Below are 749 nucleotides of genomic sequence, written 5' to 3'. Positions count from 1 at the left end.
CCACGGTCTTCTCACAACAAATATCCCCAACCACGGCCCCGTCCACGCGCAGGTCTTCACTGAGCTTCACCTGGCCGGTGATAACCGTACCGATAGCCACTATGCTCGGAACCTGGGCCTGCGGTCCGCTTTGCGGGCTCTGCCGTCTTTGTTTTTTTTCAAATAATCCCATCGTTTTATTTAGTTTCTCCGTTTTTTTATATTTCGGTTATGGCTTACATGTCCGGGCCGGACAACAGTTAATTTACGTTGCATCGTTTTTTCCCTATCCGGGCCTTTTTTATAAAAGGCAATTTATCCCGCCTATATCCCGTATTGTCAGCGTTTGTTACACTATTAGCTCTTCCAGGTTCCTTACAGCCGGCACACAGGGTCCGGCAGTATAACCGGAGGTGACTGCATTATTTACTTATGTCATCATCTTGAGTGCAGGCCTTAAATCAGCGGTTTCAGTTTCATTTCCTTCGCGTCAGCGTTACCGGAATATCTTCTTGTCCTTCGCTATGCAGGGTGCCTTTCAGGAGGTTTCCCCTGATATACACCCCGCCTATCTCAAGCACCAGCGGGGGGCGGCTGTCGTAAATCAATGTCAGCGTCCCGTTTTTGATTGTCCACTGAAAAGTCAGGTTACAAACGGGTCTGGAATCTGAAGCCGAACCGGCATCATATTGCTTGTCGGAGCCTGTGCCGTTGCCTATGAAATACAGTTCGCTGATCACGGGCCTCCCGTCGAAATTGAAGCCCAGGTC

The 749-nt window shown here is 49.7% G+C and carries 1 protein-coding gene; it reads right to left on the bottom strand.

Going from position 1 to position 749, the window contains the following annotated elements:
- Positions 1 to 455: 455 nt before the first annotated feature.
- On the bottom strand, positions 456 to 749 hold a 294-nt coding region (locus IR083_RS16630), incomplete at its 5' end, for a hypothetical protein (protein ID WP_410492832.1).

This window comes from Dysgonomonas sp. GY75 (assembly GCF_015234155.1).
Lineage (GTDB): Bacteria > Bacteroidota > Bacteroidia > Bacteroidales > Dysgonomonadaceae > Dysgonomonas > Dysgonomonas gadei.
The sequence above is the reverse complement of the archived record's forward strand: the minus strand, read 5'-3'. Positions and strand labels throughout refer to the sequence as shown.